This is a genomic window from Bradyrhizobium sp. GW821-FHT12B03 (genome assembly GCF_058807535.1).
Genome location: NZ_JBXAQU010000004.1, coordinates 81,036 through 105,762, shown reverse-complemented (window position 1 = coordinate 105,762; position 24,727 = coordinate 81,036). Strand labels below are relative to the sequence as shown.

Genomic DNA, 24,727 nt, shown 5'->3' with positions numbered 1-24,727 from the left:
CAGATGAACATTCTTCTTCGCTTCGTGCTGCGCGTCGCGATCACCGTCGTGATGATGATCATCGGCGGTCGCGCCGGCGCTGCGGCGCCCACCGACCCCAGCGGCACCTGGCTGGTCGAGGACGGCCGCGCCCGCATCCGGCTCGAGCGCTGCGGCCCGTCGCGCGAGCGCATCTGCGGCTTTATCGTCTGGATGAAGGAGCCGGCCGACAAGCGCGGCCAGCCCTATCGCGACAAGGAAAATCCGGATGTGGACAAGCGCGCCCGTGCGCTGCTCGGCCACCAGCTCATCATGGGCTTGCAGCCGACGCCCGAGGGCCGGTTTGCCGGCGACATCTACAATGCCGAGGACGGCAAGTTCTATTCGGTCTCGCTCTGGCGCGAATCTAGCGATCGCCTCAAGCTCAAGGGCTGCCTGATCAAGTTCCTGTGCCAGACCCAGACCTGGCAGCAGACCCTCGACGTGCTGCCCGGCCAGCTCGTCGGCCTGACCGGCGATCTCAACGGACCGCGCGCCGACAAGGAATGGGCCGCCGTGCCGGCCCCGAGGCCAATGCAGGCGAAGGCGAAGCAGTAGCCTTCAGGACGTTCGCAGCGCCCGCCGCAGCTCGTCGAGCGCGTCTGCGAGCTGCTCGCGATGTGCGATGTCGTCCTTGGGGAGGGCCGCGACGCTGCCTGCGAGCTCGCGCAGGATGCCGGCGAGCAGGCCGAAATTGATGTGCAGATGCACCGATTTGCGTTCGTCGGCCGCCCCGGGATGTTGCAGCACCAGCGCAACGCCGCTGCCGTCGAGGCGTGCCTCGAACCGCGATGAATGCTCGAAAGTGCCCACATAGAACTTGTCGGGATATTCGAGCGCGATCTCTGCCTTGTCGGGAACCGGCCTGGACATCTGAACCTCGTCGATACCTGTGCATTCTGGCCGGGAATAAACCGGGCCGCCTTGCGATAGGTCAGAGGCGTCCGCTTCCGGATTTGATCCGGATCAACGTCAGGTCGCCGCTTCTGCGATCGAATGGCAACTGGCCAGACGCCGCGTTGCGCGGCCTGGTCCTTTCAGCCGTGAGACGATCGATGGATATGCAGGCCACCAATTTCCCCGCGGGCGACGACAGCGTCCCGGACGTCGTCGGAGCGGAGCCGGATGTGGGGGTGCAGCGCTGCCTGCAATTGCTCGGCGATGCGGGCCTCCGTCCAACGCGCCAGCGCCTGGCGCTCGGCCGACTGCTGTTCCCGCACGGCCATCGTCACGTGACCGCCGAGGGGCTTTATGAAGAGGCGCTGGCGGCGAACGCATATCTGTCGCTCGCGACCGTCTACAACACGCTGAACCAGTTCACCGAAGCCGGCTTGCTGCGCCGAATCGCGGCCGACGGCATCAAGTCGTTCTTCGATACCGACACGTCCGTGCATCCGCACTTCTATCTCGAAGCCGAGGATGTGCTGGTCGACGTGGCCGATGGCCTCGCCTTCACCCGGATCCCCGAGGCGCTTCCCGGCCACGAGATCGCGCGGCTCGACGTCATCGTCCATCTGCGCCGGAAGCGCCTGTAGCACCGTTGCGCTCCTGCCCTCCAGGGGAGGGCAAGAGCGTCCTACCGTAACCCCGCCCGCCGGAAGCCCTCCAGATAGTGCTCGCGATCGGCGTTGCTGGCCCAGGGCAGCTGCGTCGCGATCCAGTGCAGCGAGATGCCCGGCTGGGTACGGCGGAGCTCGCCCAGCGCCATCTCCGCCAGCGTCCCGTCGCCGCTCATGCCGGCGGAGACGGCGAGCACGCGATAGGCGCCGGTGAGGTCGCCGCGGTGGCGGATCGCCTCGCGCGCGAGCGCGATGGCTTCGTCATAGCGCCGCTCGGTGAAGCGCGCATAGCCCGCGATGCCGTGATAGATCGCCAGCGAAGGATCGCGCGGCGAGAGCCGGATCGCCCTCTGCGCCGCCTCGAACGACTCGTTCGACCGCCCGGCATAGGACAGCGCCAGCGCGTAATAGCCCTGCGCCAGCGAGAAATTCGGGTTGAGCGCGAGCGCCTGCTCGAACTCGGATATCGCGTCCGCAAGCCTGCGCGTCGAGAAGTAGACGCTGCCGAGCCCGGCATGCGCCCAGGCATCCTCATGATCGCAGCGCACCGCGGCGAGCGCTGCGGCTTCCGCTATCGGCGCCACCCTGGCCAGTTCGGCCCAGCCGAGATGCGCGCCGAACATGTGGTTGGCCGCAAGCACCGACAGCGCCTGGCCGTAATTCGGATCGATCCCGATCGCGCGTTCGAGCAACGCCTGCGCGGCCTCGTGATCCTGCCGCGTCACGCGCCAGTAATGCGACAGTGCGCGCATCAACAGATCCCAGGCGTCGAGGCTCGCGGGCGGCTTGCGTTGGCTGCGAAAATTCTCCGCCGCGTGGATCTGCGGCTCGATCGCCGCGGCGATCGCGTTGGTGATCTCGTCCTGCACGGCAAAGACGTCGACGAGCTCGCGGTCATAGCGTTCGGCCCAGAGATGGCTGCCCGTCGTCGCGTCGTTGAGCTGTGCGGTGATGCGCACCCGGTTGTCCGCCTTGCGCACGCTGCCTTCGACGACGTAGCGGACGCCGAGTTCCTCGGCGATCTGCCGGATGTGGACCGCGCGTCCCTTGTAGGTGAAGGACGAGTTGCGGGCGATCACCATGAACCAGCGCTGCTTCGACAGCGCGGTGAGGATGTCCTCGCTGATGCCGTCGCCGAAATAGTCCTGTGCGGGATCGCCGCTCATGTTCTCGAAGGCGAGCACCGCGATCGCCGGACGGTCCGCCGCGGCGCGCGGCCGGGCAGGGATGGGCTCGGCGGCCGCAGGCGCCGCTGCCACTTCTTCCCGGACGTCGCCGATGAAACGAAAGCCCTTGCGCGGGATGGTCTTGATCAGCCGCTGTGCCGCGCCGTCGTCGCCGAGCGCCTTGCGCGCGGCATTGATCCGGCTGTTCAGGGCGGAATCCGAGACGATGCGGTCGCTCCAGATCTGGCTGATCAGGTCATCCTTGCTGACCACTCGCGCCCGCTGCGCGACGAGGTAAAGCAGCAGATCGAACACCTGCGGCTGCAATGGCACGGCGACCCCGGCGCAGGTCAGCTCGCGCAGGTCGCCGTCGAGCACGTTGTTTTCAAAGCAAAATCGCACGTTTTTCGTCGTCTCAAGCAAAAATCAAAGTCGTCTCAGGCGAAAATCAACCGTCCGCGAAAGTCCGGGGCGCTCTGGTGCGGCATGGTGCAGAGACCAATGAAGTGCCGACGTTTTGGCACAACGGAGCTTTTCATGTCCCAAATTGATCACCAGGTTCATTCGGTCGGCCCGGAGGTTGCGGGCTCACGCATTTTCAAGTTCATCGCCTTTCTGTACGGAATTGCGGCGTATCTCGTGTTTTTCGTCACCATTCTCTACGCCATCGGCTTCGTGATGGGGCTGGTGGTGCCGAAGACCATCGACACCGGAACCGACACGCCGACGGTTGAGGCCGTCGTCATCAATCTGCTGCTGATGACGCTGTTCGCCCTTCAGCACAGCGTGATGGCGCGGCAGCAATTCAAGGCGTGGTGGACGCAGTTCGTCCCCAAGCCGGTCGAGCGCAGCACCTATGTGCTGTTCGCGAGCCTGTCGCTCCTTCTGCTGTTCTGGCAGTGGCGCCCACTGCCGACGGAGATATGGAACGTCGGAAACCCGGATCTCGCCGTGACGCTGGTCACGCTGTCCTTCGTGGGCTGGGTGCTAGTGTTCACCTCGACCTTCATCATCAATCATTTCGAATTGTTCGGATTGCATCAGGTGACCAACCATCTCGTCGGCAAGGAAGCGACGCCGCCACGTTTCAAGACGCCGCTGCTCTACAAGTTCGTCCGCCATCCGATCTATCTCGGTTTCATCATTGCGTTCTGGGCGGCGCCGGTCATGACGGCGGGCCATCTGCTGTTCGCGGCCGTGACCACGCTCTACATCTTCGTCGGCATCGCGCTGGAGGAGCATGATCTCGTCAATCTCTTCGGCGACGAGTACCGGCAGTACAAACAACGCGTGTCGATGCTTATTCCGTGGCGCCGGTCAGTCTAATTCTTCTGCCTCTCCGCGCGCGTCCGCCGAACGGAGGATGCGCGGCGGCTGCGAGGCGCGTAGTACAAGCTCTGCCGGAGTCCGGCCTTCGCCGTCCCCCGGGGTGATTCCCCCTCACCCCGACGCCTCTCCCCGCATCCGCCCTCGCCGAGATCCCGGTGAACCGGAGCGGGGAGAGGATTTTCAATCTTCATCAACGGAGACGACCAAATGAAACATGTCGGACATTGCTTTTGCGGCGCGGTTACGGTCGAGGTGACGGGTGCGCCGGAGGCGATGGGCTATTGCCATTGCCGCTCCTGCCGTTCCTGGTCCGGCGGACCGGTGAATGCCTTCAGCCTGTGGAAGCCCGAAGCCGTGCGCATCACCGAAGGCGCGCAGCATGTCGAGACCTTCGCCAAGACGCCGCTCAGCCAGCGCAAATTCTGCAGGATGTGCGGCGGCCATCTCATGACCAATCATCCGCCGCTCGGCCTGACCGACGTCTTCACCGCCACCATCCCCACCCTCGCGTTCACGCCGGGCGTCCACGTCAACTATGCCGAGACGGTGCTGCCGATGCGCGATGGCCTGCCCAAGCTGAAGGATTTTCCGGCCGAGTTCGGCGGCAGCGGCGAGATGATGCAGGAGTAGAAGCGCCTTACCCTTCCCCGGAGGGCTCCCTCCAGGGGAGGGTGAACGCCTACCTCATCCCGGCGCGACGCAATCCCTCGAGGTAATGCGTCCGATCCTCTTCCCGCAGCATCGGCATCTCGCTTGTGATCCAGGCGAGCGAGATGTCGGGCTGGGCGCGGCGCAGGCCTTCCAGCGCCGATGCGGCAAGGGCCGGATCACCCGACATGCCGGCGGCCGCCGTCAGCACGCGATGGGCGCCGACGAAATCGGCGCGCTGCCGCATCGATTCCCGCGCCAACTGCACGGCTCCCTCGTAGTTATGTCCGATGAACTGGGCATAGGCCGCCACCCCGCAATAGATCGCCGCAAGCGGATCGCGCGGGCTCAGCCGCAGCGCGCGGCGCGCGGCGGCATCGCCGTCATGCCATCGTCCCGCGTAGCACAGCGTGACACCGTAGAAGGCGTGCGCCATCGCGAAATTCGGATTGAGCCTCAAGGCCAGCTCGAACTCCGCCAGCGCGTCGTCGAAGCGGCGGCGGAACAGGTAGGTATAGGCGAGGCCGTGATGGGCCCAGGCGTCCTCGCGATCGGCCTCCACCGCCGCAAGCGCCGCGCGTTCGGCGACGGGCACGATCGCGCCCATATCGGCCCAGCCCATATGCGCGCCGAAGATATGGCTGGTCGCGAGCAGGCCGAGCGCCTTGCCATAGGCGGGATCGATCGTGACGGCCTTCTCGAGCAGTCCTTGCGCGGCCGCATTGTCCTCGCGGGTGATGCGCCAGTAATGCGACATTGCGCGCATCACGAGGTCCCAGGCATCCAGGCTGCCCGGCGGCTTCTGCTGGGCGCGAAAGCTCTCGGCGGCGTAGAGTTGCGGCTCGACCGCGGCGACGATCGCCTCGGTGATCTCGTCCTGCACGGCGAAGATGTCGGCAAGCTCGCGGTCGTAGCGTTCGGCCCAGAGATGGCTGCCGGTCGAGACGTCGTTGAGCTGGGCCGAGATGCGCACGCGTTCGCCGCTCCGCCGCACGCTGCCTTCGACGACGTAGCGCACGCCGAGCTCGCGCGCGACCTCGTGCATGTGCACGGCGCGGCCCTTGTAGATGAAGGAAGAGTTGCGCGCCACGACGAAGAACCAGCGCAGTTTCGACAGCGCGGTGATGATGTCCTCGCTGATGCCGTCGGAAAAATAATCCTGCTCGCGGTCACCGCTCATGTTGGTGAAGGGCAGCACCGCGATGGCGGGCCGCTCGGGCAGCGCGAGTGCCGTTTGCGGCGCCCGTATCCACCGGCCCGGTTCCGGCATGGCCGCTGTGAGCTTGGTCTCGACATCGCCGACGAAGCGAAATCCCTTGCGCGCGATGGTCCGGATCACCGCCTGGCTCGCGCCGTTGTCGCCGACCGCCTTGCGTGCCGCATTGATCCGGCTGGTCAGGGTGGATTCGGAGACGCTGCGCCCGTGCCAGATCTTGTCGATCAGCTCGTTCTTGCTGACCACCCGGTCGCGGTTTTCCATGAGATGGACGACGAGGTCGAAAACCTGCGGTTCCACGGAAACGGGAACCTGCTCGCGGCTCAGCTCGCGCCGGTCGGTATCGAGAAGGTGATCCCGGAACAGAAACTGCACGTCGAAAACTCAGACCTCACGGCGACATCGGGCGATGATGAAATCAAACGGATTTCGACTCGAAGTCTGTGAGTCCGCCGAGCGGTCGAACTGGTTCACCACGATCGCGTGATCGCTGCCATGCCGGTTTCGAGGGGGAATACAACCTGAATTAGAATTTGATCGTTCCGGTCAGATTGTCGCGGGCTACGAACTCAGCCTGATCTCGCTGAGGCCCACAATTCATCACCGTCACCTCCGCGCAACCGCGAAGCGGTTGTCGGTGGCCGCTTCTTCAGCGGCGCGCGCAGGGCGACGGCCCGGCTGCATCGGGGCCGTTCATCCTACGAGGCTCTCCACGCGAGGCGTTGCGTCGCATGGTTCGCGCCTCGGGATGACGGAGCCGGTAGCTTGGCGCGTCGGTGCGAGACGATCGCACGGCATCGAACATGTGACGAACGATGAATGTCCATTGCCGAACAGCGTGGCCTGCGTAAGCTGCCTCACACAAAACAACAGCCACGAAGAAACGCCCATGCCCGCCTTTCACGCCTCGACCACCGTGCTCGACTCCATGCTGTTCCGCGATGCCTTCGGAACGGCCGAGATGCGCGAGGTGTTTTCCGACGTCGCGCTGGTCGGCCGCTATGCCGAGGTCGAGGTGGCATTGGCGAAGGCGGAGGCGAGATGCGGCGTGATCCCGCAGGATGCCGCCGATCAGATCGCGGCGCGGACCGACCTCGCCGCGCTCGATTTCGACCTGCTCCGGCACGAGACCGACATCGTCGGCTATCCCATCCTTCCCCTGGTGCACCAGATGGTGAAGCAATGCGGCGAGGCCGGCCGCTACGTGCATTGGGGGGCGACCACGCAGGACATCATGGATACCGCCGTGGTGCTGCAATTGCGTGCCGCGCTCGAGATCGTCGCGCGCGACATCGCGGAGCTGCGAAAGATTCTCGCCGATCTCTCGAAGCGTCATCGCGACACGCCGATGGCGGGGCGCACCCATCTCCAGCAGGCGCTGCCGGTCACCTTCGGCTACAAGACCGCGATCTGGCTGGCGATGTTCGACCGCCACGCCGAGCGGCTGGCGCAATTGAAGCCGCGCGTGCTGGTCGGCCAGTTCGCCGGCGCCGCCGGCACGCTGGCCTCGCTCGGCGACAAGGGGTTTGAGGTGCAGGAGGCGCTCTGCGACGAGCTGAAGCTCGGCGTTCCCGCCGCGACCTGGCACGTCGCGCGCGACGGCTTTGCCGAGGCCGTGAACTTCCTCGCGCTCGTCACCGGCTCGCTCGGCAAGATCGCGCTCGACATCATGATCATGGCCTCGACCGAGTTCGCCGAGGTCTACGAGCCCTTCGTCAAGGGCCGCGGCGCCTCCTCGACCATGCCGCAGAAGCGCAACCCGATCTCCTCGGAGCTGATGCTGGCGGCGTCCAAGGCGGTGCGCCAGCACGCGGGCCTGATGCTGGATGCGATGGTGCAGGATTTCGAGCGCGCCACCGGCCCCTGGCACGCCGAATGGATGGCGATCCCCGAAAGTTTCGTGCTGACGGCCGGCGCCCTGCACCAGGCCAGGTTCGCGCTTGCGGGTCTCATCGTGGACGAAACAAAGATGAACGACAATCTCGCCATCAGCCGGGGCCTGATCGTGGCCGAAGCGGTCATGATGGGGCTCGCGCCGCAGATCGGGCGGCAGGAGGCGCATGACGTGGTCTATGATGCCTGCCGGCTCGCCAACGAGAAGGGTTTGACGCTGGCGGACGCGCTCTCGTCCGATTCGCGCGTCTCTGCCAGAATCGACCGCGCCATGATCGATGCGCTGACTTCACCGAAAAATTACCTCGGTCTCGCGCCTGCCATGGTTGACCGGGTGCTGAAATCGGCAACGCGTTGACAACCAAGATGCGTGAAACCGCGTATCTTTCGTAGCCTCCAAGACGCTCGCATACTTGTGTCTCGCGATGCTAGGCTTAGATTGAACGAGACTTTCGGCAGAGGACCCGGCATGACCGATCAGCGCATCACCCCCACTCCCATCGATCCTGCGAAACTCGACCGGCTGGCCGAGGTGGCGGTGAAGGTGGGCCTGGGCTTGCGGCCGGGGCAGGATCTGCTCCTGACGGCGCCGGCGATCGCGCTGCCGCTGGTGCGGCGGATCGCCGTGCACGCCTACAAGGCCGGCGCCGGTATCGTGACGCCGATCCTGTCGGACGAGGAGATGACGCTGGCGCGTTACCGCCATGGTCACGACAACAGTTTCGACCGCGCCGCCGGCTGGCTCTATGAAGGCATGGCCAAGGCATTTTCCGACAACACCGCGCGGCTCGCCATCGTCGGCGACAATCCGATGCTGCTGTCGGGCGAAGATCCGTCCAAGGTGGCGCGCGCCAGCAAGGCCAACTCGATGGCCTATCAGCCGGCGCTGGAAAAGATCGTCAATTTCGACACCAACTGGAACATCATCGCCTATCCGAGCCCGTCCTGGGCCAAGCAGGTATTTCCCAACGATCCCGAGGACGTCGCGATCGGCAAGCTCGCGGACGCGATCTTCGCCGCCTCCCGCGTCGACCGCGAGGACGCGATGGCCAATTGGGCGAGCCACAATGCGGTGCTGCGCGAGCGCACCAACTGGCTCAACGGCCAGCGTTTCCGCGCGCTTCAATACGCGGGACCGGGCACCGACCTCACCATCGGGCTTGCCGACGGCCATGAATGGGAAGGCGGCGCCTCTCTGTCCAAGAACGGCATCAGCTGCAACGCCAACATCCCGACCGAAGAGGTCTTCACCACGCCGCATTGCCGCCGCGTCTATGGTCATGTCGTGAGCTCGAAGCCGCTGTCCTACCAGGGCACGCTGATCGACAACATCGCGGTGCGCTTCGAGGACGGCAAGATCGTCGACGCAAAAGCCTCGCGCGGCGCCGAGGTGCTGAACAAGGTGCTCGACACCGACGAGGGCGCGCGCCGGCTCGGCGAGGTGGCGCTGGTGCCGCATTCCTCGCCGATCTCGCAGAGCGGGCTGTTGTTCTACAACACGCTGTTCGACGAGAACGCGGCCTCGCACATCGCGCTCGGCCAGTGCTACTCGAAATGCTTCGTCAACGGCGCCCAGCTCACGTCGCAGCAGATCGCCGCGCAAGGCGGCAACCAGAGCCTGATCCATATCGACTGGATGATCGGCTCGGCCGAGACCGACATCGACGGCATTCTCGCCGACGGCAGCAAGGTGCCGGTGTTCCGCAAGGGCGAGTGGGCGAAGTAACCGACAATCGTGCCGCGGGGAGCTTCTCACCTCTCCCGTAGGGAGAGGTCGGGTCGCATCGAAGATGCGATCCGGGTGAGGGGTTCTGGCCTCACTGGGTGTCGCACCCCCTCACCCGGATTGCTGCGCAATCCGACCTCTCCCCGTCGGGGAGAGGTCAGCATCCCGGCGACAGTCTTTCCTAGACGTTTGCTCTAGCGCGTTGCCGTCACGCCGCCGCGTTGCGCAGCGACGGGTTGTTGTCGATGCTGAAGCGGTTGAACAGCGTCGTGAACGGGCTGCCGTCGGTGGCCCGCACGATGGTGTCGGACGCAGCCACCGCATCGTAGAGCGCACCGAGCGGATCGTCCGGCGGGGGCAGGTCGAGGCCATCGCGGATTCCCTCGCGGGCTTCGTTGACCTCGTCCTCGTCGTCGAGGGTCGCCTCCAGCGCATCGGCCGCGCGCCGCATCTGCGCGAGGTCGCCGCCCGCGGAGAATTTGAGGATGTCGAGCCAATAGGGGCGGGCGACGACGAGCTGGATGAAGGCCTCGAACGTGGCAGCGATAATTCCTGCGCGGCCTTCCGATGAGACGTAGAGCACATGCTGCGACGGCAGCAGCACGAAGGCGCCGCCGGAGCCGTCGCTGCCGATCTGCCGGGGGTTTTCGATGCCGTCGATGGTAAACCAGCGCTCCTCGTCCGGCGTGAAGGAGACATCAAGGCTCCCGAGCCGGGCCACCACCTGGCTGTTGGCTGCCAGAACCTCGGGTGTGAGGGGCATCAGCACGGCTCCTTTCGGATAGTCTTCGCGCATTTTGTCGCACCCCGGAAAAGAAGGGTTCATGTGCGCGAATTTGCAGGGAAATCGCGGCGTTAACTGCTTCGCACATGCAACTTGCGGCTGATTGTCGAGGCCTGCGTAAGAAAGAATTAAAAGCCGATCACTAGCGTTGCGAACATCATTGGAAACGATCCGGGCCCCGACCGGGCCAAAACCTATTTTATTCCCTGAGGAAACAGATGTCGCGCGCAATGATTGAAATCGGCAGTTGCAATGTGGATCTCGAGCTGCGGCCGATCGAGCCGTCCTGGATCATCGAGGGCAATCCGGTGTCGCGCTCGCGCATCCTGTCCACCAGCGCGGACGGTACCGCCTCGACCATCATTTGGCAGTGCACCGAAGGCCGCTTCAACTGGTACTACGACATCGACGAGACGATCATGATCATGGAAGGATCGATCGTGCTCGAAAGCGACGGCATGCCGCCGAAGCGCTACGGTCCCGGCGACGTCATCTTCTTCCGCGACGGTGCGCATGCCAAATGGCATGTCGAAGGCCACGTCAAGAAGATCGCCTTCTGTCGCAAGACCAATCCGGTCATGATCGGCTTCCTGATCCGCGTCGTCAACAAGCTCAAGAAGATCTTCGCCTCCACCGGCGAGCGCCGTCCCGCCTCGCTGATGGGTGCTGGCTAGCGCAGGCCCGGACAATAAGGTTTCAAGGACGCTTCCCAGCGGCCACGACGAAGAGGGGTCGGGATCCATATCCCGGCCCCTCTTCTCGTCACGAGGGCAGCTCGAGCCGATAAAAATCGATCGCAGTCTGTGCGAACAGCGCCGTCTTCTCGGCCTCGCCCAAGGGCGCGGCGATGCGCTTGAAGGTGTTGAAGATCACCTGGTAGCTGCACTGGCCCTTGTCCGGCGGAAAATTGCTCTCGAACATCGCGCGCTTCGGGCCGAACGCCTCGATGCAGGTCTCGATATAGGGTCGCCAGGCCACGGCAAGCTCCTCGGACGACGGCGGCCTCTCGCGCAGATGGAAGTCATGGCCGAGCAGGCACATCGCGAGGCCGCCGAGCTTCACCACCACATTCTCGCATTTGGCGATCTCGCGGATCGAGGCGCGCCACTGCGGAAACACCTCCTCGCGCCGCCCGGCAAAGCGGCCGACGCCGGCCGGGCCGCCGCAATGGTCGAGCACGATTCTGGTGTCGGGGAAGGCGCGCGCAAGCTCGGTCAGTTCGTCGATCTGCGGATGAAACAGCCAGGCATCGAAGCTGAGATTCAGCGGCGCCAGGCAGGCAAAACCCTTGCGGAAGGTCGGATCCTGCAACAGCCCCTTCGGCCGGTTGGCATACATGCCGGCGACGACAGGGTCCTGGTCCCAGGCCGAGGAATGCCGGATGCCGCGGAAACGACCGTTGCCCGCCGCGATCTCGGCTTCCAGCACCGGCTTGGCGGCATCGCCCAGCAGCAGGTTCACATGGCTGACGATGCCGGCGCAGATCGCGGCCGTGCCGTAAGCACCGCTCGCGCTCATCGCGGCGACGCCGTTGGCGAACTCGACTTCGCCGACCGGTCGAAACGCCTCGGGGCCGTGCGCGCGATACATCGAGCGGCAGTCGACATAGACGGTGGCGATGACGTTGTGGCCGGAGGCGATGTCATCAGCCATCTCCTCGATCAGGTAGCGGTGCCCGCGATTCCAGAGATGGTGATGGGGATCGACGATCGGTCGCGAGGGATCGATGATCTCCTCCCGATGCAGCGCGAGCCAGTCCTCGCGCGGTTCGACGAATAGCCCGCTCGTGTTGGCGGGCAGACCGCTTGCAGCCATTGGCGTTCGCTCCCTTTTATATTTTTGTGGCGGGAGCCTAGCACTTCGTCATCACGCGCAGCAGCGCGCGTTGCGCAACCGCACCCGTCATCGCGAGCACAGCGGTGCGGTGACTTGCACGAATTGGGTTTCGTTCGATTGCCGCCACACGGAAGGTCCGCTCCCTCTCCCACTTGCGGGGGAGGGTTGGGGTGGGGGTGTCTCCACGGAGAGATTCCCAACGAGGAGAGAGCCCCCACCCGGCGCTTCGCGCCGACCTCCCCCGCAAGCGGGAGAGGTTGCGGCGGGCGCGGAGCCGACTTGTTCAATCAAAAGCCAGTCGATCTCAAGCCTCGCGGCGGGTTGCTCTGACGCCAACCACAAGCCGCCAATCAGCTACCGCAGCCGGCTTGACCTCGCCGAGCCAGCGAAAGGAATCTCCGGCGATGTCGACAAAGCTCCAGCGCGTCTGGTCGCCGGACTCGGTCGTACCTTCCTGCACGATGTCTTCCCCTTGCGGCCGCCCGATCTGCTGGCGGAACACGCTTCGGCCGGGATCGAACCAGGAGATCCGCCACGCGGATATGGAGGGGTCATAGACCCGCAGCGTGGTGCCGTACCAGTTGCCGGCGATCGGAAAGGCCGGGCTGCCGGTGAGACGGGGAATGACCCAGACGTCCTGGACGGCGCGTCCTTCCAGCACCCAGCCGAAATGGATTTCGCCGGGCGCGACGTGTTTCGTTCCATCGGGGCCGTGGGCGGTGATCTCGGCATCCCAGTTCCCGACGAAGCGGCCATAAAGCTGGAGCGCTGCGGCGTGCTCGGGGTTTGGTCCGTCCGCGTGCAACAATCTCGCAAAGTCCGTCATGTCGATCTCCCGTTGCGGGGAGATCAGCACCGATGGACGACAGCCGGCTTGGAGAAAATTGCGCCTCAGACGCCGTCGAGGATGATCACCGTCGGCGCCGACGGCAGCGTGTCCCGCGACATGCGGAAGGAGCGCTCGATGCGCCGGTCGATCTCGAATTGCTGGCCGATGCGGCGCATGAAGTCGTCGAGCGGGGTGGCGAAACGGTGCATCGGCAGCACCACGGAAGCGCGCAGCCGCTTGGTGATCTCGGAAACGCCGTCGAGCGACATGGTGTAGGTGCCGTCGATCGGCACCATCACGATGTCGAGCCGCCCGATCTGGGCGAAATGGCTGTCGTCGAGCTTGTGGTGGAGGTGGCCGAGATGGCCGATGCAGAGGCCGGCGACCTCGAAGATGAAGATCGAATTGCCGTCGCGGATCATGTCGGTGCCGGCGTCGTCGCCGAAATAACGGCGGATGTCGGTCGTGACGTTGCGGACGAAGGTGTCGCCGATGCGCTCCGACACGATGGCCGGCTTGCCGTCCTCGCTCCAGCCATGCAGCACATGGGGAATGCGCTTGTCGGGGAAGAGCGTGTAATGGGTGCTGTGGGCCCGGTTCATGGTGGCCACATCGGGCAGCCGGCCGATCTGATAGGCGCCGCTATAGTCGGTCGCGATGCGCAAGCCGCCCGGCGTGTCGATAATGTAGGTGGAATGGCCGGCATAGGTGATCTCGACCTCGGCCGCAGCCGCGGCTTGCCGGAAGGCGACCGGCATGGCGCGCGGCGCGGCATTGGCCATCGCCAGGCATTCGCTGCGTTGTGGCAGCTGCTGGGCGAGGGCAGGGGAGAGGAATGCGCCGAACAGCGCCAGAGCCGCCGAAACCAGTCGCCACATGAATCCGTCCCCGATGACTTCAGGGAAAGTCTAGCGTGCAATGCAGCGTGTGGCCAACAGGACGCGATCAACAGCGCGTCAGTGTCGCACCCTCACTCCCGCCGCGGACTGCACCTCCAGGTAATCGCGACGAGGCTCGCGGTGATCAGGCCGCTGATGAGGCCGGCCAGCGGCAGCGCGAGCAGCAGCGCGGCGGTCGCGGCCCAGCCGATCGAGGAGAAGGCTTCGGCAAAGGTCGCGAGCCGCGAGGAGGTCTGGCGGCGGCGGAATTGGCTGCGCCGGGCCTGCACCCGGAACCAGAGCTGGATCGCGGTCGCCGAGGCCGCGCTGATGATGATTGCACCGGCACTGACCGCGGCCTGGATCGGCGAGGCGAATGCCAGCGCCGCGACCAGCGGGCAGAAGATGATGGCGATCGTGATCAGCACCACCTCGATCTTGGCGCGGATGACGCTGGACGGCGTCAGTGGTGCGGTCGCGACCAGGTCGGGGGCGTCCTCGCCCGAGATCGTCAGCCAGGCCAGCCCGCCGGCGAGCTGCCCCGCCGCCATCACGATGACGGGCGTGATCAGCGTCAACGCCGCAGAACTGTCGGCAAAGCTGCGCCAGAGCAGCAGCGCCGGCGGCACCAGATAGAGCAGCTGCATCAGGGTCTGCGAGATCAGCCAGGGATCGCGCCAGAGCAGCAAAAATTCCTTGCGCCGCAATGCCTGCTGCCGTGATCCGCCGCGGAACGGGCGCTGCTTCGCGCGTCGGCGGCCGGACGTGCCGTAAGCCGCGGCGTCGATCGCGGTGTCGGCAAAGCGGCCCGAGAAGATCGCCATGACGCTGCCGAGCAGCACCAGCCCGAGCGCGAGCAGCAGCAGCAGTGCCTCGCTGTCACCCATGGCCGCCCGTGCCGGCCACCACCAGATGCTGTCGACGTCGGGGGCATGTTCGGCGAAGGTGCCTGATGTCAGGATGGTGATGCGCGACAGCGTGCCATAGGACATGATCGCAGCGACCTGAAGCGCGATCACGAAGCCGGCGCCGATGATGGCGGCGAGGATCTGCGCCACGAAGCGCGTCCGCGCCGGACCGATCAGGCGGAACAGCAGGATGGTGACGGCAATCGCGATCGCCGCAGCCGACAGGCCCATCGCGACCACGACGCCGAACGCCGCAAGCCATCGCGTGCCGCCACCGATCACCAGCACGTCGATGAAGGGCGTCGAGAACAGCAGCGCCAGCACCGTGACGGCGAGCGCGATCGCGGCGATCCGCACCGAGAACAGATTGGCGAGCCGCGCCGGCGAGGACATGATCAGATCGAGATCGGCGCGGGCATAGAATACCCGCGTCACCGATTCGATCGCCTGCGACAGCATCAGGGTCCAGGCCAGGAATATCGTCGCTGTGATCACGATCAGCGAGGGCTTGTCGAGCGGCAGTTGCAGATCGGCGAAGCGGCCGATCACGGCCCAGGCCGGCACGTGCAGGAGCGCTGCGAAGAGCAGCAGGCCGATGATTGCGGCGCGCGTTCGCTTGCGCCTGCCGCCGGTCATCATGGCGAGCCACTCGCGCCAGGCGAGCCGGAGCTCGTGGCGCGCAAACCAGGACAGCGCAGTCGCCGAGCTCATGCGGCTTCCTGGAGCGTCACCAGCGCGATGAAGAGATCTTCCAGGCTGGTGTCGGCATGGCCGTTCTGCTGGCGCAGCTCGGTGAGCGTGCCTTCGGCGACCAGGCGGCCCGATGCGATTACGCCGATGCGGTCGGCCATTCGCTCGGCCACCTCGAGAATGTGCGTGGTCATGATCACGGTGCAGCCGGCGCGGACGCGCTCGCTCAGGAGGCCCTTCACGTGACGGGCGGAGACGGCATCCAGCCCCGTCAGCGGCTCGTCGAGGATGATGAGGCGGGGATCGTGCACCAGCGCGCCGGCCAGCGCCACTTTCTGGCGCATGCCCTTGGAAAAGCCCTCGCAGCGCTCGTGCCGGTGTGCTTCGAGCCCGAGCGAGCCGAGCAGCCCCTCGGCAACCGGTTCCGAGACGGACGGCGCGATGCCCCAGAGCCCGGCAACGAATTCGAGATATTCGAGCGGGGTGAGCTTGTCATAGATCATCGGCTCGTCGGACACCCATGCCATCACCTGCTTGGCGGCGACGGGGTTTCCCAGCGCATCGATGCCGAAGATCGAGACCGCGCCGGCATCGGGCCGCAAGAGGCCGGCAACCATGCGCAAAGTGGTGGTCTTGCCGGCGCCGTTCGGGCCGACCAGGGCGTAGAATTCACCCGCGTGAATGGTGAGATCGAGGTCATCGACCGCCAAACGGTCAAAACGCTTCGTTAACCCTCGGACTTCCAGCGCCGAGCTGTCCGGCTTCATGACGGCCACACCATCCGGTTTTGCATCGCCGGCGACCATGACCTGAAGATGTTTCGGCACGGTGAATCGTGCTGCCGCAATTGCCGTCATCCACCTTGGACTAAAGGAAAGCCCCCCTTTGTTGACAGCGCGCGGGCGTTCAGGCTGAATTGGCGCCGGGACAAATGACGCTAACGCGGCGAAACGACTGCGTAGCGACTGGACACAAGATGCGGCGAGGCGATCGAAGAACCGCCGGTTGCATCGGGAGGAAGCGCGGCGATGCTGGATTTCGTTCAGCAGCTGGTTAGCGGTGTTGCGCTCGGCTGCGTCTACGGCCTGATCGCGCTCGGCTTCGTGCTGGTCTACAAGGCGACCGAGGTCGTCAACTTCGCCCAGGGCGATCTGATGATGCTGGGCGGCTTCTTCGCCTTCACCTTCATCGGCATGATGGGCCTCAACTACTGGATCGGCTTTGCCGGTGCCGTGGCCGCGATGGCGCTGTTCGGCATGCTGGCCGAACGCGTCGTGGTGCGGCCGATCCTCGGCTATCCGCAATTCTCCATCATCATGGCCACCATTGGCCTCGGCTACTTCCTGCGCTCGATCGCCGGCATGATCTGGGGCACCGACGATCTCAAGATCGAGACGCCGTTCAGCCAGGGCGTGCTGCGCATCGGCTCGCTGGTGCTTGCCTATGACAAGCTTTCGGTGATCGCGGCGACGATGATCCTGTGCACGCTGCTCTGGCTGTTCTTCAACAAGACCACGCTCGGCACCGCGATGCGCGCCAGTTCCGAGAACATGCTGGCGGCCTATTACATGGGCATCCCGGTCAAGCGCGTGGTGTCGATCGTCTGGGCGATCAGCGCGGCGGTGGCGACCTGCGCGGGCGTGCTGCTGGCGCCGATCACCTTCATCCACTCCAATGTCGGCCTCGTGCTCGGGCTCAAGGCGTTTCCCGCCGCAGTCCTCGGCGGCTTCGGCTCGATCCCCGGCGCGGTGGTCGGCGGCGTCCTGATCGGCGTGATCGAGAGCATGGCCGGCTTCTATCTGGCCGAGGGCTGGAAGGACGCAGCGCCCTACATCGTGCTGCTCGCCGTGCTCTTGCTCAAGCCCGAAGGCCTGTTCGGCCTTCACGTCCGCAAGAAGGTCTGAACGCCATGCGCTTCCTGTTCAAGACCGACTACGAGGACGACATCAAGCTGTTTCCGCATTCGGGTTACATCGTCTCCTACGGCATCCTGCTCGCGCTGCTGCTGATCGCGCCCTACGTGCTCTCCAGCTATCTGATGAGCCAGCTCGTCTTCGTCTGCATCTACGCAACCGTCGGCGTGGCGCTGCTGATCCTGACCGGCTTCACGGGGCAGGCCTCGCTCGGGCACGCGGCGTTCCTCGCGATCGGTGCCTACACGGCCGCCTATTTGCAGAAGTATAATGTGCCGTTCCCGGTCTACTTCCTCGCCGCAGGCCTTCTGACCGGCTGCATCGGAGCGATGGTCGGCTTTCCCGCGCTGCGGCTCCAGGGCATCTATCTCGTCATCGCCACCATCTCCTTTGCCCTGATCGTCGAGGAAATCCTGGCGCGCTGGGAGAGCGTCACCAACGGCAACGAGGGCATGCGGGTCAAGACGCTGTCGCTGTTCGGCGTCGCGGTGCCGCGCGACAGCCCGACCTTCTATTTCCTGTGTCTCGCCGTGCTGGTGCTGACCATCGTCGGCACGCTCAATCTGCTGCGCTCGCCGACGGGGCGCGCCTTCGTCGCGATCCGCGATTCTGAGACCGCGGCGCGCAGCATGGGCGTCAACGTCGCGCTCTACAAGGTGAAGTCCTTTGCGATCTCCGCGGCGATCACCGGCTTTGCCGGCGTCTTGTTCGCGCACAAGCTCTCCTTCATCTCGCCGGAGATGTTCACGCTCCAGCTCTCGATCGAGTTCATCATCGTGATCCTGATCGGCGGCAGCTTCAGCCTGCACGGCGCCGTGCTGGGCGCGATCTTCATCGTGATGATCGACCCGTTCCTGACCTATCTGAAGGACGACATGCCCGGCATCATCGCCGGCATCGCCGCGACGTTCGGCGCGGGGACGGCGACTGCGGCAAACGTCCAGGCGAAGGTCGCGGCCTTCGCCTCGCTCAACGGGCTGAAGGGCGCGATCTACGGCATCATCATCGTGCTGTTCGTGCTGTTCGAGCCGCTCGGGCTCTACGGCCGCTGGCTGAAGATCAAGCTCTTCTTCCAGCTGTTTCCGCTCTACAAGCGCGCCACCTTCAAGCGGCAGAAGATCTACGTGAAGTCGGAGCGCAACCGATGAGCTACTTTCGCGCCGAGAATCTGTCGCTGCATTTCGGAGGCCTCAAGGCCGTCGATGCGGTGTCGTTCGCGGTGGAGAAGGGCGAGATCCTCTCGATCATCGGTCCCAACGGCGCCGGCAAGAGCTCGATCTTCAACCTGATCTCGCGGATCTACCGGCCGACCTCGGGCCGCATCTTCTTCGAGGACCAGGACATCACGGAGCAGCCGCCTTACGATATCGCGCGACTCGGCATCGCCCGCACCTTCCAGAACATCGAGCTGTTCGAGAATGCGACCGTGCTGTCCAACCTGCTGGTCGGGCGGCACCGGCACTCGACCACGCAGCTCTGGCAGGAGCTGCTGTTCCTGCCGAGCGTGCGGGCCAACGAGAAGGTGCATCGTCGCCGTGTCGAGCAGGTGATCGAGTTCCTCGATCTCGAGCCCTATCGCGACAAGCTGATCTCGGGCCTGCCCTACGGCGTGCGCAAGGTGATCGAGCTGGCGCGGGCGCTGTGCTCGGAGCCGAAGCTGATCCTGCTCGACGAGCCGTCCTCCGGCCTCAATGTCGAGGAGACCGACGACATGTCGTTCTGGATCCGCGACATGAAGAACGAGCTCGGCGTCACCGTGCTGATGGTCGAGCACGACATGTCGCTGGTCAACCGCGTCTCCGACCGCGTCATCGCGCTGAACTATGGCCGCGTGCTGGCGATGGGATCGCCGTCCGAGGTGCAGCAGCACCCCGACGTCGTCGCAGCCTATCTGGGAGCCTGATGCGATGGATGCCGCGGTGACACCGGACATCATCCTGAAGCTCTCCAACATCGAGAGCTATTACGGGCCGATCATGGCGATCCGCGGCATCTCGCTGGAGGTGCCGCGCGGCCGCATCGTCACGCTGCTCGGCGCCAACGGCGCCGGCAAGACCACGGTGCTGAAGACGATCTCCGGCATTCTCGATCCGCAGAAGGGATCGATCGAGTTCATGGGCAAGCCGATCCAGCGCATGGAGGCCGACCGGATCGTGCGGCTGGGCCTCAGCCATGTGCCGGAGGGGCGCGAGGTGTTTCCGTTCCTCTCCGTGCGCGAGAACCTGATGATGGGCGCCTATCCGCGCAAGGACCGTGACGGCGTCGCGCAAGACATGGAGCGCGTCTACGGCTATTTCCCGCGGCTGAAGGAGCGGATCGATCAGCCGGCCGGCCAGCTCTCCGGCGGTGAGCAGCAGATGCTCGCGATCGGCCGCGCGCTGATGAACCGGCCGACGCTGCTGCTGCTCGACGAACCCTCGCTCGGCCTGTCGCCGTTGCTGGTGAAGGAGATCTTCACGATCATCCGCCGCGTCAACGAGGAGCAGGGCATGTCGATCCTGCTGGTCGAGCAGAACGCCAAGGTGGCGCTGGAGACGGCGCATTACGGCTACGTGCTGGAGATCGGCCGGATCGTGATGAACGACACCTGCGACCGCTTGATGCATTCACAGGACATCCAGGAGTTCTACCTTGGCGCCAAGGAAGCAGGTGCACGAGGCGAGCGGCGCTGGAAAAAGAAGAAAACTTGGCGTTAGAGTCGAACTTGGCGTTAAATGGGATCGCCCGTCCGCAAGACATGGACCGCCGGCAAGGCAGGCAGCGGAGGGGAGCGCGACAAGGAGGAGACGTGCATGGCCCGACCGGCGGTGCTGACGGTCGCTGATACGATCGCGAAAAGCTTCCTGCGCGCCGCCGAGACGCGGGGCGACAGGCCGGCGATCCGCGAGAAGACGTTCGGCATCTGGCAGCCGACGAGCTGGCGCGAGTGGCTGGAGATCTCGAAGGAGATCGCCTACGCGCTTCGCGCGATCGGCTTCATGCCCGGCGACGTCGCCTCCATCATCGCCAATGCCGTGCCGGAATGGGTCTATGCCGACATGGGCGTCCTGTGCGCCGGCGGCGTCTCGTCCGGAATCTATCCGACCGATGCCTCATCCCAGGTCGAGTATCTGGTCAACGATTCCGGCACCGGGGTGATCTTCGTCGAAGACGAGGAGCAGCTCGACAAGATCCTCACCTGCCGCACACGCTGTCCGTCGCTGCAAAGGATCGTCGTGTTCGACATGGAGGGCCTCAGCGGCTTCTCCGACGACATGGTGATGTCGCTCGACGAGTTTCGCGCGCTCGGGCGCAACCATATGGTCGGGCGCGAAGCGCTGTGGCAGGAGATGATCGACAGCCGCGTCGCGAGTGACCTCGCGATTCTCGTCTATACCTCGGGCACGACGGGTCCGCCCAAGGGCGCAATGCACGCCAACCGCAGCGTCACGCACCAGATGCGGCATGCCAACGACTTCATCCCGGCGCGGGAGAACGAGGACCGGCTGATCTTCCTGCCGCTCTGCCACGTCGCCGAGCGGATCGGCGGCTATTACATCTCGGTCGCGCTCGGCTCGGTGATGAATTTTGCCGAAAGCCCGGAGACGGTGCCGGACAATCTGCGCGAGGTGCAGCCGACCATCTTCCTCGCGGTGCCGCGCATCTGGGAAAAATTCTATTCGGCCATCACCATCGCGCTGAAGGATGCGACGCCGCTGCAGCAATGGGTCTACCGCCGCGCCATCGAAATCGGCTACCGCATGGTCGATTGCCGGATCGAAGGCAGGGCGCCGCCGCTGTCGCTGCGCCTCGCCAACCGCATCGCCTACCGGCTCGCCTTCCGCAACATCCGCCGCATGATCGGTCTCGATCGCTGCCGCACCGCCTTTACCGGTGCGGCGCCGATCGCGCCGGAGCTGATCCGCTGGTATCTCGCGCTCGGCATCGACATGCACGAGCTCTACGGCCAGACCGAGAATTGCGGCGTCGCCACCATGATGCCGGCGACGCGGATCAAGCTCGGCTCGGTCGGCACCGCCGTACCCTGGGGCGAGGTCGCGCTGTCGCCCGACGGCGAGATCCTGATCAAGGGCGACTTCCTGTTCATGGGCTACCTGAACCAGCCGGAGAAGACCGCCGAGACCATCGATCAACGCGGCTGGCTGCACACCGGCGACGTCGGCACCATCGACAACGAGGGCTTCGTCCGCATCACCGACCGGATGAAGGACATCATCATCACATCAGGCGGCAAGAACATCACGCCGTCCGAGATCGAGAACCAGCTCAAATTCTCGCCCTACATCTCGGATGCCGTGGTGATCGGCGACAAGCGGCCGTACCTCACCTGCCTCGTCATGATCGACCAGGAGAATGTCGAGAAGTTCGCCCAGGACCATGACATCCCCTTCACCAATTATGCGAGCCTGTGCCGGGCGACCGAGATCCAGGATCTGATCTGGCGCGAGATCGAGCAGGTCAACGTCAATTTCGCCCGCGTCGAGACCATCAAGAGGTTCTTCCTGATCGAACGCCAGCTCACGCCCGAGGACGAGGAGCTGACGCCGACCATGAAGCTGAAGCGCAACTTCGTGAACAAGCGCTACGCCGCCGAGATCGACGCGATGTATCGCCAGCGCGCGGTGGCGTGAATCGTCTCATTCGAAAAACAGCGAAGCGGTGATGGCCCCCGCCCTTCGCATGATACGGGCCCCAAGGAGAGGAGACGTCAATGTCGAGATCGTTAGGAACGTTCGGCCTTGCTGTGAGCGCCGTGGCGCTCACCTGTCTGCCGGCCGCGGCACAGACCAAGGTCACCAATGAAGGCATCTCGGCAACCGAGATCGTGATCGGCACCCATCAGGATCTGTCGGGTCCGATCAAGGGCTGGGGCGTGCCGGTTTCCAACGGCATGAAGATGGCGGTCGAGGAGGTCAACGCCGCCGGCGGCGTCAACGGCCGCAAGATCCGGCTGGTCGTCGAGGACAGCGGCTACGATCCGAAGAAGGCCGTGCTGGCTTCGCAGAAGCTGATCGAGCGCGACAAGATCTTCGCGATGGTGGGGCCGATGGGCTCGCCGACCGTGCTCGCCGCGCAGGATATCCTGCTCGATGCCGGCGTGCTCCAGCTCTTTCCGCTGACGGCCGCCGAGTTCACCTTCAAGTTCGATCCGGCCAAGCCGCAGGAGCGGCTGAAGTTCAACAATCTGCTGCCCTATGTCGAGAGCACGCGCGCGGCGCTCAAATACATGATGGAGTGGAAGAACTTCAAGAAGCCCTGCATCATGCACCAGGACGACGAGTACGGAAAGAACGTGCTCGACGGCTTCAACCAGCAACTGGCTGCCATGAAGGTGCAGCCGGCCTCGATCACGAGCTACAAGCGCGGCGCCTCCGACTTCAGCGCGCAGGTCGCCAAGATGAAGTCCGACGGCTGCGACCTCGTCGTGCTCGGCGCGGTGCTGCGTGAGCCCATCGGCACCATGACCGAAGCCAGGAAGCTCGGCTGGGACGTCACCTTCCTCGGTGCGACGCCCGTCAACGTGATGGAGGTGCCCGTGCTCGGCAAGGAAGCCGTCGAAGGCCTCTATGCGGCGAGCGGCTTCGAGATACCGTATGAGGACACTGCCAAGGGCAAGGTCCACGACTGGCTCGTCAACTACAAGAAGATGTTTGGCACCGACGCCAACACGCAGGCGATCATCGGCTACAATGCGGTGATGACCTTCGCCTTCTATGCGCAGAAGGCGGGCAAGGACCTCACCGGACAGAAGATGCTGGACTCGCTCGAGTCGGGCGAGAAGTTCCTCGACATCTTCAACTCGCCCGCGACGAAGTTCTCCAAGACCGACCACCTCGCCAACACCATCACCCAGGTGCAGCAGGTCAAGGGCGGCCGCTGGGTGCTGGTGAAGGACAATCTGATGTTCTGATTGAGGGCGCCCGTGCCGCGCGCTCAGTGCACCCTCTCCCCTTGTGGGAGAGGGTGGCTTCGCGAAAGCGAAGCCGGGTGAGGGGTTTCTATCTCCACGAGCGGTTTTGTGAGTGGAGAGAACCCCTCATCCGGCGCTTCGCGCCACCTTCTCCCACAAGGGGAGAAGGAAGAGAGCGTGACACGCGGAGAAAGACCTACGATCCCCCGCCCGCGGTCCCCGTGGTCACCGGCGCGAGTTCGTCCTCCCGGCAGCGCCAGCCGTCGGCGGCTTTCACGAAGGCGAAGGTGCGCTGGATTCTCAGGCGCCGCGTGACGTTGAAGACGTCCCCGGAGCGTTCTTTGACGCCGGCGGCTCCCGGCTGCGGACGACCCGTCCTGGCGTCCCAGCAGGTGCCGGTGCAGGCGGAGGCAACCTTGCTGCATGTGCTGAAGGGCGCCAGCACGACCATTTCGATCTCGCCCGTGACCTGCGCCTCCTGGTCGGTCACCTGGCTGTCGATGGCGTAGACGCGGTTGATGCGCAGGAAATTGCCGCACGAATTGGCCGCGTGAATTCGCGCGGCGCAGAAGTCGATGGCGTCGGTGTCGGGGATGCGGGCCGCGACCTGCCGGCCGAACACCTTCTTCGGATCGCCCTTGGCGGCAGCGATCTCGCCTGTCTTGTGCCTCAGATAGTCGGCAAGACAATCTTCCGCGGATTCGAGCTCGGCAAGCGGCACGTTCTCCTTGCCGACGAGATTGCATCTGCGGTCGCGCTCTCGCGTCCACCGGCCATATTCGGCATAGGCAAAGCGGGCCGCGGTCGGGTCCAGCTTGCCGATCAGGCTGAGCACCTGGCCATTGAGCTCGGTTTCGGCAAGCGCCAGCGAAGGGTCCGCGCAGATCAGCGCGCCCGCCGCGGTGTTGGCCGCAAGACAGTCGAAATCCGGATCGCGCAGGATCGCGGCGCGCTCCGCGGTGACCTTGAGAAGGCATGCCTTGACCCGGTCGACATCGTCGGCACGGACCCTGGTCTCGCCGACGATGCCGCAGCCGAGATTGCGCTGACGGATCCAGATCGCGTTTTCCTCGATCGCCGGCAGGCGATCGGGCAGGCGGGCGAGCCGTGCTTCGATCGCGCTGCCCAGCTTCTCGGCAGCGGCGGCGAGCTCGGCATCACCGCAGAACAATTGATTGCCGGGGTCGCGAATCTGCTGGCAGTTGTTCTTGGCGAACAGCGGCAGCTTGTCGGCGATGGAGCGGTCGGATGGGCCGGATTGCGCGGACGCGGGTGCCGCGAGCGCCAGCAGCGCAAGCACAATCAGCCCGATGAACCGCATTCCAGTCGTCCCCCGCTTTGCCGGGGCATGCTAGCGCCCCGGATCGCGCGGTGGAATGAATTTGTGGGGCGACGGCTTTTGTGAGGTCCCTAGCCCGGATGG

23 protein-coding genes are annotated in these 24,727 nt (G+C 64.9%); 13 read left to right on the top strand and 10 right to left on the bottom strand.

The window, feature by feature from the left end; translation table 11 throughout:
• Nucleotides 1-3 precede the first annotated feature (3 nt).
• Nucleotides 4-576: a DUF2147 domain-containing protein gene (locus AC1RUR_RS10055; protein ID WP_492843349.1), complete on the top strand. Its 573-nt coding sequence runs from the start codon at nt 4-6 to the stop codon at nt 574-576.
• Nucleotides 577-579: 3 nt separating this feature from the next.
• Here the strand turns inward: AC1RUR_RS10055 and AC1RUR_RS10050 are convergent, their stop codons facing one another.
• The gene (locus tag AC1RUR_RS10050) at nt 580-891 is read right to left on the bottom strand and encodes a hypothetical protein (protein ID WP_492843347.1); all 312 of its coding nucleotides are present in this window, start codon (nt 889-891) and stop codon (nt 580-582) included.
• A gap of 182 nt (nt 892-1,073) precedes the next feature.
• Here AC1RUR_RS10050 and irr point away from each other — a divergent pair, with 182 nt between their 5' ends.
• Nucleotides 1,074-1,553: a Fur family transcriptional regulator Irr gene (gene irr / locus AC1RUR_RS10045; protein ID WP_492843888.1), complete on the top strand. Its 480-nt coding sequence runs from the start codon at nt 1,074-1,076 to the stop codon at nt 1,551-1,553.
• Nucleotides 1,554-1,594: 41 nt separating this feature from the next.
• On the opposite strand, the gene AC1RUR_RS10040 is transcribed toward irr, so the two are convergent.
• Complete coding sequence (locus AC1RUR_RS10040; protein ID WP_492843345.1) at nt 1,595-3,145, bottom strand: winged helix-turn-helix domain-containing protein; 1,551 nt, start codon at nt 3,143-3,145, stop codon at nt 1,595-1,597.
• Nucleotides 3,146-3,280: 135 nt separating this feature from the next.
• On the opposite strand from AC1RUR_RS10040, the gene mddA reads away from it, so the two are divergent.
• Together mddA and AC1RUR_RS10030 are read left to right on the top strand one after the other, a co-directional pair.
• The gene (mddA, locus tag AC1RUR_RS10035; RefSeq protein ID WP_492843343.1) at nt 3,281-4,069 is read left to right on the top strand and encodes a methanethiol S-methyltransferase; all 789 of its coding nucleotides are present in this window, start codon (nt 3,281-3,283) and stop codon (nt 4,067-4,069) included.
• 210 nt (nt 4,070-4,279) lie between these two features.
• Nucleotides 4,280-4,702: a GFA family protein gene (locus tag AC1RUR_RS10030; protein WP_492843341.1), complete on the top strand. Its 423-nt coding sequence runs from the start codon at nt 4,280-4,282 to the stop codon at nt 4,700-4,702.
• A gap of 49 nt (nt 4,703-4,751) precedes the next feature.
• Here AC1RUR_RS10030 and AC1RUR_RS10025 read toward each other — a convergent pair whose 3' ends face one another.
• The gene (locus AC1RUR_RS10025) at nt 4,752-6,311 is read right to left on the bottom strand and encodes a winged helix-turn-helix domain-containing protein (RefSeq protein WP_492843339.1); all 1,560 of its coding nucleotides are present in this window, start codon (nt 6,309-6,311) and stop codon (nt 4,752-4,754) included.
• 514 nt (nt 6,312-6,825) lie between these two features.
• Between AC1RUR_RS10025 and pcaB the strand changes: the two genes are divergently transcribed.
• Together pcaB and AC1RUR_RS10015 are read left to right on the top strand one after the other, a co-directional pair.
• Complete coding sequence (gene pcaB, locus AC1RUR_RS10020) at nt 6,826-8,187, top strand: 3-carboxy-cis,cis-muconate cycloisomerase (RefSeq protein ID WP_492843337.1); 1,362 nt, start codon at nt 6,826-6,828, stop codon at nt 8,185-8,187.
• A gap of 111 nt (nt 8,188-8,298) precedes the next feature.
• The gene (locus tag AC1RUR_RS10015) at nt 8,299-9,555 is read left to right on the top strand and encodes an aminopeptidase (RefSeq protein WP_492843335.1); all 1,257 of its coding nucleotides are present in this window, start codon (nt 8,299-8,301) and stop codon (nt 9,553-9,555) included.
• Between the two features lie 208 nt (nt 9,556-9,763).
• Here AC1RUR_RS10015 and AC1RUR_RS10010 read toward each other — a convergent pair whose 3' ends face one another.
• A complete protein-coding gene (locus AC1RUR_RS10010) occupies nt 9,764-10,318 on the bottom strand; it encodes a hypothetical protein (RefSeq protein WP_492843333.1) in 555 nt (184 codons plus the stop codon).
• Between the two features lie 239 nt (nt 10,319-10,557).
• On the opposite strand from AC1RUR_RS10010, the gene AC1RUR_RS10005 reads away from it, so the two are divergent.
• Nucleotides 10,558-11,013 (top strand): cupin domain-containing protein, encoded by a 456-nt coding sequence (locus AC1RUR_RS10005; RefSeq protein WP_492843331.1) that lies wholly within the window; start codon nt 10,558-10,560, stop codon nt 11,011-11,013.
• Between the two features lie 88 nt (nt 11,014-11,101).
• On the opposite strand, the gene AC1RUR_RS10000 is transcribed toward AC1RUR_RS10005, so the two are convergent.
• From AC1RUR_RS10000 to AC1RUR_RS09980, 5 genes are all read right to left on the bottom strand, one after another.
• Nucleotides 11,102-12,154, bottom strand: a complete 1,053-nt coding sequence (locus AC1RUR_RS10000; protein ID WP_492843329.1) for an amidohydrolase family protein — start codon at nt 12,152-12,154, stop codon at nt 11,102-11,104.
• 325 nt (nt 12,155-12,479) lie between these two features.
• On the bottom strand, nt 12,480-13,001 hold the full coding sequence (locus AC1RUR_RS09995; RefSeq protein ID WP_492843327.1) for a hypothetical protein: 522 nt from the start codon (nt 12,999-13,001) through the stop codon (nt 12,480-12,482).
• 65 nt (nt 13,002-13,066) lie between these two features.
• Nucleotides 13,067-13,882: an MBL fold metallo-hydrolase gene (locus AC1RUR_RS09990; protein WP_492843325.1), complete on the bottom strand. Its 816-nt coding sequence runs from the start codon at nt 13,880-13,882 to the stop codon at nt 13,067-13,069.
• A 92-nt stretch (nt 13,883-13,974) separates the two neighbouring features.
• Nucleotides 13,975-15,501 (bottom strand): permease, encoded by a 1,527-nt coding sequence (locus tag AC1RUR_RS09985; RefSeq protein WP_492843323.1) that lies wholly within the window; start codon nt 15,499-15,501, stop codon nt 13,975-13,977.
• Nucleotides 15,498-16,247: an ABC transporter ATP-binding protein gene (locus AC1RUR_RS09980; protein ID WP_492843886.1), complete on the bottom strand. Its 750-nt coding sequence runs from the start codon at nt 16,245-16,247 to the stop codon at nt 15,498-15,500. Before AC1RUR_RS09980 ends, AC1RUR_RS09985 begins: the two co-directional genes overlap by 4 nt.
• Nucleotides 16,248-16,508: 261 nt before the next feature.
• On the opposite strand from AC1RUR_RS09980, the gene AC1RUR_RS09975 reads away from it, so the two are divergent.
• The 6 genes from AC1RUR_RS09975 (at nt 16,509) to AC1RUR_RS09950 (ending at nt 23,304) form a co-directional block, all read left to right on the top strand.
• Entirely contained in the window at nt 16,509-17,384 is an 876-nt protein-coding gene (locus tag AC1RUR_RS09975) for a branched-chain amino acid ABC transporter permease (protein ID WP_025575149.1), read from the top strand.
• Between the two features lie 5 nt (nt 17,385-17,389).
• Nucleotides 17,390-18,541, top strand: coding sequence for a branched-chain amino acid ABC transporter permease (locus AC1RUR_RS09970; protein ID WP_492843321.1), 1,152 nt, complete (start codon nt 17,390-17,392; stop codon nt 18,539-18,541).
• The gene (locus AC1RUR_RS09965; RefSeq protein WP_492843319.1) at nt 18,538-19,296 is read left to right on the top strand and encodes an ABC transporter ATP-binding protein; all 759 of its coding nucleotides are present in this window, start codon (nt 18,538-18,540) and stop codon (nt 19,294-19,296) included. The genes AC1RUR_RS09970 and AC1RUR_RS09965 overlap by 4 nt, the downstream gene beginning before the upstream one ends.
• 4 nt (nt 19,297-19,300) lie before the next feature.
• The gene (locus AC1RUR_RS09960; RefSeq protein ID WP_492843317.1) at nt 19,301-20,089 is read left to right on the top strand and encodes an ABC transporter ATP-binding protein; all 789 of its coding nucleotides are present in this window, start codon (nt 19,301-19,303) and stop codon (nt 20,087-20,089) included.
• A 96-nt stretch (nt 20,090-20,185) separates the two neighbouring features.
• A complete protein-coding gene (locus AC1RUR_RS09955) occupies nt 20,186-22,024 on the top strand; it encodes an AMP-dependent synthetase/ligase (protein ID WP_492843315.1) in 1,839 nt (612 codons plus the stop codon).
• Nucleotides 22,025-22,104: 80 nt separating this feature from the next.
• Complete coding sequence (locus AC1RUR_RS09950) at nt 22,105-23,304, top strand: ABC transporter substrate-binding protein (protein WP_492843313.1); 1,200 nt, start codon at nt 22,105-22,107, stop codon at nt 23,302-23,304.
• Between the two features lie 196 nt (nt 23,305-23,500).
• Here the strand turns inward: AC1RUR_RS09950 and AC1RUR_RS09945 are convergent, their stop codons facing one another.
• Nucleotides 23,501-24,625 carry a lysozyme inhibitor LprI family protein gene (locus AC1RUR_RS09945; RefSeq protein ID WP_492843311.1) on the bottom strand — a complete coding sequence of 375 codons (1,125 nt, stop codon included), beginning with the start codon at nt 24,623-24,625 and terminating at the stop codon, nt 23,501-23,503.
• Nucleotides 24,626-24,727 lie beyond the last annotated feature (102 nt).